The organism is Clostridium celatum DSM 1785 (genome assembly GCF_000320405.1).
In the GTDB taxonomy this organism is placed as follows: Bacteria; Bacillota; Clostridia; order Clostridiales; family Clostridiaceae; genus Clostridium; species Clostridium celatum.
Map to the genome: position 1 here is coordinate 1 of NZ_KB291672.1, position 576 is coordinate 576.

At 33.2% G+C, this 576-nt stretch carries 2 protein-coding genes; both read left to right on the forward strand.

Annotated features, from left to right (window positions below):
- A partial coding sequence (locus HMPREF0216_RS17380) for a hypothetical protein (protein ID WP_169317583.1) occupies positions 1 to 270 on the forward strand: 270 nt, incomplete at its 5' end.
- A partial coding sequence (locus tag HMPREF0216_RS18275; protein ID WP_423219175.1) for a hypothetical protein occupies positions 270 to 576 on the forward strand: 307 nt, incomplete at its 3' end. The genes HMPREF0216_RS17380 and HMPREF0216_RS18275, both read left to right, overlap by 1 nt.

Consider the following 576-nt stretch of genomic DNA (forward strand, 5'->3'; position numbering starts at 1 on the left):
TTGGTACAAGCTAAAGCTACAGATGGAAAAGTTAAGGTAGTAGTAGCTGGACTTGGAACAACTTTAGAAAATGTTAAAGACATTGTTAAGTTAACATTCACAGCTAAAGCAAGCGGAGAAAATATAGCATTTGATTTAATAAATGGTAAAGTTGCAGATGGAGAAGGTGCTGAAGAAGCAACTAAGACATCAACTGTAACAATGAATATAAAAGAAGCTGTAAATAAATCTGAATTAACTTCAGTTATTGAAGACACTAAAAAAATATAATTGAAAATGAATCAGATAAGTATACAGAAGCAACAATAAATGCATTAAAAGAAGCTGTTAAATTAGCAGAAGAAGTAGTAGCTAATGAAGGTGCCACACAAGATCAAGTAGATGTTGCTAAGACAGCAGTACAAAATGCAATTGGAGCTTTAGAGGAAAAGGAAGAAAAACCAGAAGTAAATGTAGATAAGACATCATTAAAGATAACTATTGATTATGCTAATGAACTTAAAGATGGTGGAGCACTTGAAGGTGTAGTACCAGCAGTAGTTAAGGAATTTAACGACGCGTTAGCAGAAGCTGAAG